The sequence below is a fragment of the Pseudomonas sp. 1L-C-7-B-C1 genome (genome assembly GCF_057291635.1).
Genome location: NZ_JBXAWH010000007.1, coordinates 313556 through 320291 on the forward strand (window position 1 = coordinate 313556; position 6736 = coordinate 320291).

Annotated in this window: 5 protein-coding genes; all 5 read left to right on the plus strand. The window is 64.3% G+C overall.

Going from position 1 to position 6736, the window contains the following annotated elements; translation table 11 throughout:
• The first annotated feature begins 34 nt into the window (after positions 1–34).
• The 5 genes from AC0Z8Z_RS13540 to pabB all read left to right on the plus strand — a co-directional run bounded on the left by AC0Z8Z_RS13540 (position 35) and on the right by pabB (position 6419).
• Positions 35–1054, plus strand: coding sequence for a FecCD family ABC transporter permease (locus AC0Z8Z_RS13540; RefSeq protein WP_485619445.1), 1020 nt, complete (start codon positions 35–37; stop codon positions 1052–1054).
• Positions 1051–1815, plus strand: a complete 765-nt coding sequence (locus tag AC0Z8Z_RS13545) for an ABC transporter ATP-binding protein (RefSeq protein ID WP_485619446.1) — start codon at positions 1051–1053, stop codon at positions 1813–1815. Before AC0Z8Z_RS13540 ends, AC0Z8Z_RS13545 begins: the two co-directional genes overlap by 4 nt.
• Positions 1816–1823: 8 nt before the next feature.
• On the plus strand, positions 1824–3935 hold the full coding sequence (locus tag AC0Z8Z_RS13550) for a TonB-dependent receptor (RefSeq protein ID WP_485619447.1): 2112 nt from the start codon (positions 1824–1826) through the stop codon (positions 3933–3935).
• Between the two features lie 17 nt (positions 3936–3952).
• Complete coding sequence (locus tag AC0Z8Z_RS13555) at positions 3953–5014, plus strand: ABC transporter substrate-binding protein (RefSeq protein WP_485619448.1); 1062 nt, start codon at positions 3953–3955, stop codon at positions 5012–5014.
• A gap of 61 nt (positions 5015–5075) precedes the next feature.
• On the plus strand, positions 5076–6419 hold the full coding sequence (gene pabB, locus AC0Z8Z_RS13560) for an aminodeoxychorismate synthase component I (RefSeq protein WP_485619449.1): 1344 nt from the start codon (positions 5076–5078) through the stop codon (positions 6417–6419).
• The last annotated feature ends 317 nt before the right edge of the window (positions 6420–6736 follow it).

The window sequence follows — 6736 nt, forward strand, 5'->3', positions numbered from 1 at the left end:
ATAGTTTTTTACATACCGAAACAATGAGCAACAGATGTCCTCTCCCAAGCTGCACCCCACTCTGTTACTCAGCCTGCTGGCCTTGATCGCAACGGCCATCTGCGCGCTGTTGCTGGGTCGCTATCAAATCTCAATCCACGAATTCCTGATGTTCATCGCAACGATGCTGGGCATCAGCGACATGCCCGCCCAGCGCTACGACCTGCTGCACAGCCTGGTCATCGAGGCGCGCCTGCCCCGGGTGATCGCCGCCGTGCTGGTGGGCGCCGGGCTTTCGGTTTCGGGCGCCGCGTATCAGGGCGTGTTCCGCAATCCGCTGGTGTCGCCGGGTTTGCTCGGCGTGTTGAGCGGTTGTGCGTTCGGCGCTGCGCTGGGGATCATCTGGCACCTGCCGCCCCTGGCCATTGCGCTGGTGGCGTGCGTGACCGGGCTCATCGCCGTGGCGGTCGGTCTTGGCATCGCCCACATGTTCCAGACCCGCTCCATCCTGCTGCTGGTGCTCGGCGGTATCGTAGCGAACGCCCTCTTCACCTCGCTGCTGTCCATCGCCCAATACATGGCCGATCCGGTCGATCAGTTGCCGAGCATCGTCTACTGGCTGCTCGGCAGCCTCAGCGCCGTGGATGTGCAAGCACTGTGGATCATCGGCCCGATTCTGAGCGTGGCCATCGTGTTGTTGAGTCTGACCGGGCGCGCCATCGATGCGCTGTCCCTGAGTGATGACGAGGCGCTGAGCCTGGGCGTGCCGGTCGAGCAGATTCGTGGCGGCCTGATCGTGCTGACCACGCTGATCTGCGCACTCACTGTGAGTCTGGCGGGGATGGTCGGCTGGATAGGTCTGTTGATCCCGCACCTGGCGCGGCTGCTGGTCGGCCCCGGCAACACGCGCCTCCTGCCCCTCAGCGCCTGCCTGGGCGGGATTTTCCTGCTGGCGGCTGACGGCGTCGCTCGCAGCGTGTCGGCGGGCGAAATTCCCCTCGGCATCATCACCGAACTGTTCGGCGCGATCGCCTTTGTGCTGGTGTTGCATCGCGTGCGCAAGGGCTGGCTATGAAGCGCTTGCAGGCCCGCCAACTCAGCTATCGAGTCGGCGACCGCGTGATTCTCGACAACATCTGCCTGGACATAAAAGCCGGTGACAACATCGCGCTGCTGGGGGCCAACGGCGCCGGAAAAAGCACGTTGATGAAACTGCTGCTGGGGTTGCTGGCGCCCCACACCGGCGAGGTGCTGATCGACGGTCAACCAATGCGCGCGATGAAGCGCCGCGCCGTGGCCCGGCAGATTGCCTACGTGCCGCAGAGCCATGTCCCGAGCTTCCCGTTCCGCGTCGCCCACATCGTCGGCCAGGGCCGATTGCCCACGGTCGGACTGGGCCATGGGCCGAGCCGCGACGACAAGGCCTCTGTGCAGCAGGCCCTGACCGACTTGGGCATCCTGCAAATGAGTGAACGGCCGTACACCGAGCTGTCCGGTGGCGAGCGTCAGTTGGTGCTGATCGCCCGGGCCATGGTCCAGCGCGCCAATATCATCGTGCTCGACGAGCCGGTCACCGGGCTCGACTACGGCCACCAGTTGCGCCTGCTGGCCTTGCTCAAGCGCCTCGCCGCCCAAGGCATCAGCATTCTGTCCAGCACCCATCGCCCTGAACACGCCCTTGCCTCGGCCAATCGCGTGCTGGTCCTGCACGAAGGCCGACTCATCGCCGACGGCGCGCCCCACGACGTCATCGACAGCGCCCTCATGGCGCGTCTTTACCAAGTCGCCGTCGAGCAGATCGACACCAACGGCCACCGCTTTTTTATTCCTTGCTGAGTGTTTACATGACCCGATTCTTCCCATCGCGCCTGGCCTTCGCGCCGCTGTTGTTTGGCGGCTTCGCTCAGGTCAGCCTGGCGCAAGAAATGACCCTGGCGCCCCTGGACATCAGCGCCGAACAGTCGATTGCCGATCAGGCGCGGGAGAAGTCGGCGACCCTCGGCCCGATGGGTGAACGCAGGCTACTGGACACGCCCTATTCCATCAGCGTGCTGTCGTCGGAGCTGATCGACAGCCAGCAGCTGAAAAGCTTCAAGGACATCATCCGCTATATGCCCTCGGTGCAGGCCGACGGCGCCCGGCCGCAAACCCGGGGGCTGCAGGGCAGCGTGGTGCAGAACAGCCGGCTGGACGGCCTCAATGTGGTCTCGACCACCGACTACCCGGCCGAGCAACTGGGCGGCGTCGAAGTGCTGAGCGGGCTGTCGGGGTCGCTGTATGGCCCGGCGAATCCGGCCGGCACCTTCAACCTGCTGTCGAAACGCCCGACGGATTTCACCCGTAATCGGGTGACGATCGGCGTAGGCACCGGGCTGACCTGGCTCAAGGCCGCCGACCTGAGCGGCCCGTTCGACCCGGACGGCAAGATCAAATACCGCCTCAACGTGGCCGACGAACAGGGCCACAGTTATGCCCCCGGCAGCACGTTGCGCAGGCAGCTGGTCAGCCTCGCCACGGACTTCCAGATCAGTGACGACAGCGTCATCGAAACCAACGTCAGCCACTACAACTACCTGTCCAAGGGCCTGCCGGGCAAGTTTGCCGTCGCCTCGGGCGTGACGCTGCCCCACGCGCCGGACCCGACTCGCAGCAACCTCGGGCAGAATTATTCTGGCGACAACAACACCACGGACACCACCAGCGCGCACTTCAAGCACGACTTCGACGGCAACTGGAAACTCGACATCGGCGCGCTTCGGCAGATCGCCGACCGCGAGTCCACCGCAGTGACCAACACGCTGATCAACAACGCGGGCACCTATCGCGGCTCAGTGGCGAGCGCCACCGCCAGCCGCTTCACAATCAACAGCTATCTGGCCAACCTCAACGGCAGCGTCTACACCGCCGGCATTCGCCATGATTTGACCGTCGGTGTCACCGGCTTCGACTGGGACAACTACAACCCAGTGGCCGGCGGCACGAAAACCCTGGGCAGCGCGTCACTGAGCAACCCGGTCGCCTTCGACGAGCCTGACTTCCCCGACTTCACCGACCGCTACCACTCCGCCAACGCCCGCCAGCGTTCCTTCGTGCTGGGCGACACCCTGACATTCACACCGAAATGGAGCCTGATGGTCAGCGGCAGCCAGAGCCGTCTGACCGCCGACAACTATTCTCAAGCGGGCGTCCACACGTCATCCCGGGACTCGGGCATCAGCACGGCAAGCAGCGTCATGTACAAGCCGGTGGACGACCTGACGCTGTACCTGACCTACGCCGACAGCCTGCAACAGGGCGACAGCGCCGCGGCCGGCAGCAGCAACGCCGGGGCGATCCTGTCGCCGTACCGAAGCCGCATGTGGGAGCTGGGCGGTAAATGGGTGGCGCGCGGGGTCAACCTGTCGCTGGCGGCGTTTCAGATTAAACGCCCCTTCGCCTACACCCGGCCGGATAACGTCTATGCCGTGGCGGGGGATCAGCGCAATCGCGGGGTGGAATTCCTCGCCGACGGTGACCTGACTCAAAATCTCAAGATGTTCGGCGGCATCACCTGGCTGGACCCGAAACTGCTGTCCACTGGCAACGAAAGCACGGAAGACACGCGCATTGTCGGGTTGTCGCGAGTTACCGCCAGCCTGTTAACCGAATACCGCATCGATCAGGTGCCGGGCCTCGCGGTCAACCTGAACGCCCGTTACGCCAGCGCCCGCCCCACTGACGACAGCAACGATCACTGGGTGGGCAGCTACAAGACCTTCGACGCCGGGGCCAGCTACAGCACCCGGTTGATGAAGCGCGACACGGTCTACCGGCTCGAAGTCACCAACCTGGCCAACGAACGCTACTGGACCAACATCGTCCCCGGCGGGCTGAACGGCTACACCGGTGCCGGACAAGCCAGCGCCACACCGGCCGCGCCGCGTATGGTGCAGGCGTCGATTCAGGTGGACCTGTGAACGTGCGGCGGGTCGGCATGCGCGGTTTGTTGAGCGGTGTGCTGCTTGTCAGCCTGAGTGCGAGCGTCGTGGCAGGCGATGGCGGCAACAACGCGCCGGCCAGCGCGCGTGAATCCAGACAGGTGCAGGACGACAGCGGTCAACCGGCGAACGTGTCGGCCGAACCCGCGCGCATCGCCGACGCCTGGTACGCCCATCATGTGCTGCTGATGACCCTGGGCGCCGGTTCGCGCATTGTCGCGACGGTCAACCATCCCGAAAGCCAGCCGTGGATGTTCAAGGTCCTTCCGGCGCTCAACCAGGCCACGGCCATCGAGGGCACCGCGCTCAATGCCGAGACCTTGCTGGCCGAGCACGTCGATCTGGTGTTCACCGCCCTCGGCGATCGGCAGGCCGTCGCCTACCGCCAGCTCGGCCTGCCGGTCATGCAGATGGGCTACACCGACCTGGCCGGGCTGAAACGCTCAATGCTGAACACCGCCAAGGCCCTCGGCGGTGCGGAACCCACTGCGCGCGCCCTCGCCTACAACGGGTTTCTGGATCAGCAGCTGGCAGCGGTCAATCACGTAGTCGCCGATATCCCGACTGAGCAAAGGCCCAAAGTGCTGCACATCGCGTCGGTCAATCCGCTGAAAGTGGACGGCGCCGATACGCTGATCGACGACTGGATCAAGATCGCCGGAGGCCGCAATGCCGCGACGGGGCTCAAGGGCAATCTGCAGATTGTGTCGGCCGAGCAATTGCTCGCCTGGCAGCCGGATGTCGTCATTCTCGCAGCCAACGCAGGCCGGCTGGATCAGGCCGCGCAACCGCAACTGCTGAACCAGCTTGAGGCCGTGCGCAACGGGCGCGTGCTGCGTAACCCGGCCGGGGTTTTCCCGTGGGATCGGTACGGCACCGAAGTGGCGCTTCAGGTTGCCTGGGCCGCGCAGCAGTTACATCCCGCGTTGTTTCCGGACGTGGACATGGCGGCTCAGACAATGGACTTTTACCGGCGCTTTTTCGATTTCCTGCTCACGCCTGACGACGCCCGCAGAATTCTGCACGGCGAGCCGCCGGTGACTGCGCCTTCCCCCTAGGACTCGCCCTTGGGGAAGACTACAATCGCCGTCCTCGCGCACTGACTGATCCACGCCTCGCATGCCAACTTGCTCCGTACATCCATTGCCCTATCACGCCGACCCCAGCGGTTACTTCGCCCGCGTGCGCGTTGCCCCGGGCGCCGTGCTGCTGGACAGCGGTCGTCCAACCGCGGATCGTGGCCGCTTCGATCTGCTCAGCGCCTGGCCGCTGGACACCCTGCAGCCGGTGGCGGAAGAATCCGGCCCGGCCTTTCTTCAGCGCCTGCGTGAATCACTGGCGCGCCTCGGTGAAGCCGACCTGCCCGAGCACAGCGCACTGCCGTTCGCCGGTGGGTTGATCGGTTATCTGGCGTACGACTTCGGCCGTCTGTTCGAACCTCTTCCCGATCAGGCCATCGACGACTTGCACCTGCCCTCGGCCCGGCTGGGGCTCTACGCCTGGGCACTGATCAGCGATCACCACGAGCACACCAGCCAGTTGGTGTTTCATCCAGCCCTTGATCAGGCCGAACGCCAGCGCCTGATCGCGCTGTTCGAGCAACCGGTGGCGCAACCGGACTCATCGTTCACGCTGACAACGCCCTTTGCACCGGACATCGATGCCGAGCAGTACCGGCAGGCCATCGAGCGGATTCACGCCTACATTCAGGCCGGCGACTGCTATCAGGTCAATTTCGCCCAGCGCTTTCGCGGTCAGTACATCGGTGATCCGTGGGCGGCGTATCAAGCGCTGCGAGTGGCTTGCCCCACGCCGTTCGCCGGGTTTTTAACGTTGCCAGGAGGCGACGCAGTGTTGAGCCTGTCACCGGAGCGATTCGTCAAAGTCAGTCAGCGTCAGGTCGAGACCCGGCCGATCAAGGGCACGCGGCCGCGCGGGCGGGATGCCGATGAGGACGCCGCATTCGCTCGGGAATTGCTCGCCAGCGACAAAGACCGCGCCGAAAACCTGATGATCGTCGACCTGCTGCGCAACGATCTGGGGCGAACCTGCCGCATCGGTTCAGTGAAGGTGCCGGAGCTGTTCAGTCTCGAGAGCTATCCCAACGTGCATCATCTGGTCAGCGCCGTCACCGGCGAACTCGCCGACGGCAAGGACGCGCTGGACCTGATTGGTGGCAGTTTTCCCGGCGGCTCGATCACCGGTGCACCGAAGATCCGCGCGATGCAGATCATCGACGAACTGGAGCGCAATCGTCGGGCGCTGTATTGCGGTTCGTTGATGTACCTGGACGTGCGCGGCAGCATGGACAGTTCCATCGCCATCCGCAGCCTGCTGGCCAAAGACGGCCAGATGGCCTGCTGGGGTGGGGGTGGCATCGTCGCCGATTCGCAGTGGGAGGCGGAATATCAGGAGACCTTCACCAAAGTGCGGGTGTTGATGGAGACGCTTGAGGGGTTGTGAGCCGCGTGGCGGGTGCGGATGGACCGACTCTCGATTGCGCAGACACCGCGCCGTTGGACGGCGAACACGGTCCATGTGGGAGCAAGCTTGCTCACGAAGAAGTCGGTACATCCGCTAAATTGCTACCGGCAGGAATGCAGTCTTCGCGAGCAAGCTCGCTCCCACAGGATCGTGGGTCGCCTCAGGATCTCGGCCGGTTCGTTGGACGTGTGGGAGTGAGGTTGAACTGGTCAAGTGATTCTGGACACCCATTTAGGTTTTCAAGCAGCCGCTCGCTCCGCAGCTACAGGCGAACAGTAGCCGTTGTAGCTGTGGGG

What these genes read in the sequence shown, in the direction of transcription:
- AC0Z8Z_RS13540 (WP_485619445.1), top strand. Translation starts at nt 35, where the DNA reads ATGTCCTCTCCCAAGCTGCACCCCACTCTGTTACTCAGCCTGCTGGCC.
- AC0Z8Z_RS13550 (WP_485619447.1), top strand. Translation starts at nt 1,824, where the DNA reads ATGACCCGATTCTTCCCATCGCGCCTGGCCTTCGCGCCGCTGTTGTTT.
- AC0Z8Z_RS13545 (WP_485619446.1), top strand. Translation starts at nt 1,051, where the DNA reads ATGAAGCGCTTGCAGGCCCGCCAACTCAGCTATCGAGTCGGCGACCGC.
- AC0Z8Z_RS13555 (WP_485619448.1), top strand. Translation starts at nt 3,953, where the DNA reads ATGCGCGGTTTGTTGAGCGGTGTGCTGCTTGTCAGCCTGAGTGCGAGC.
- pabB (WP_485619449.1), top strand. Translation starts at nt 5,076, where the DNA reads ATGCCAACTTGCTCCGTACATCCATTGCCCTATCACGCCGACCCCAGC.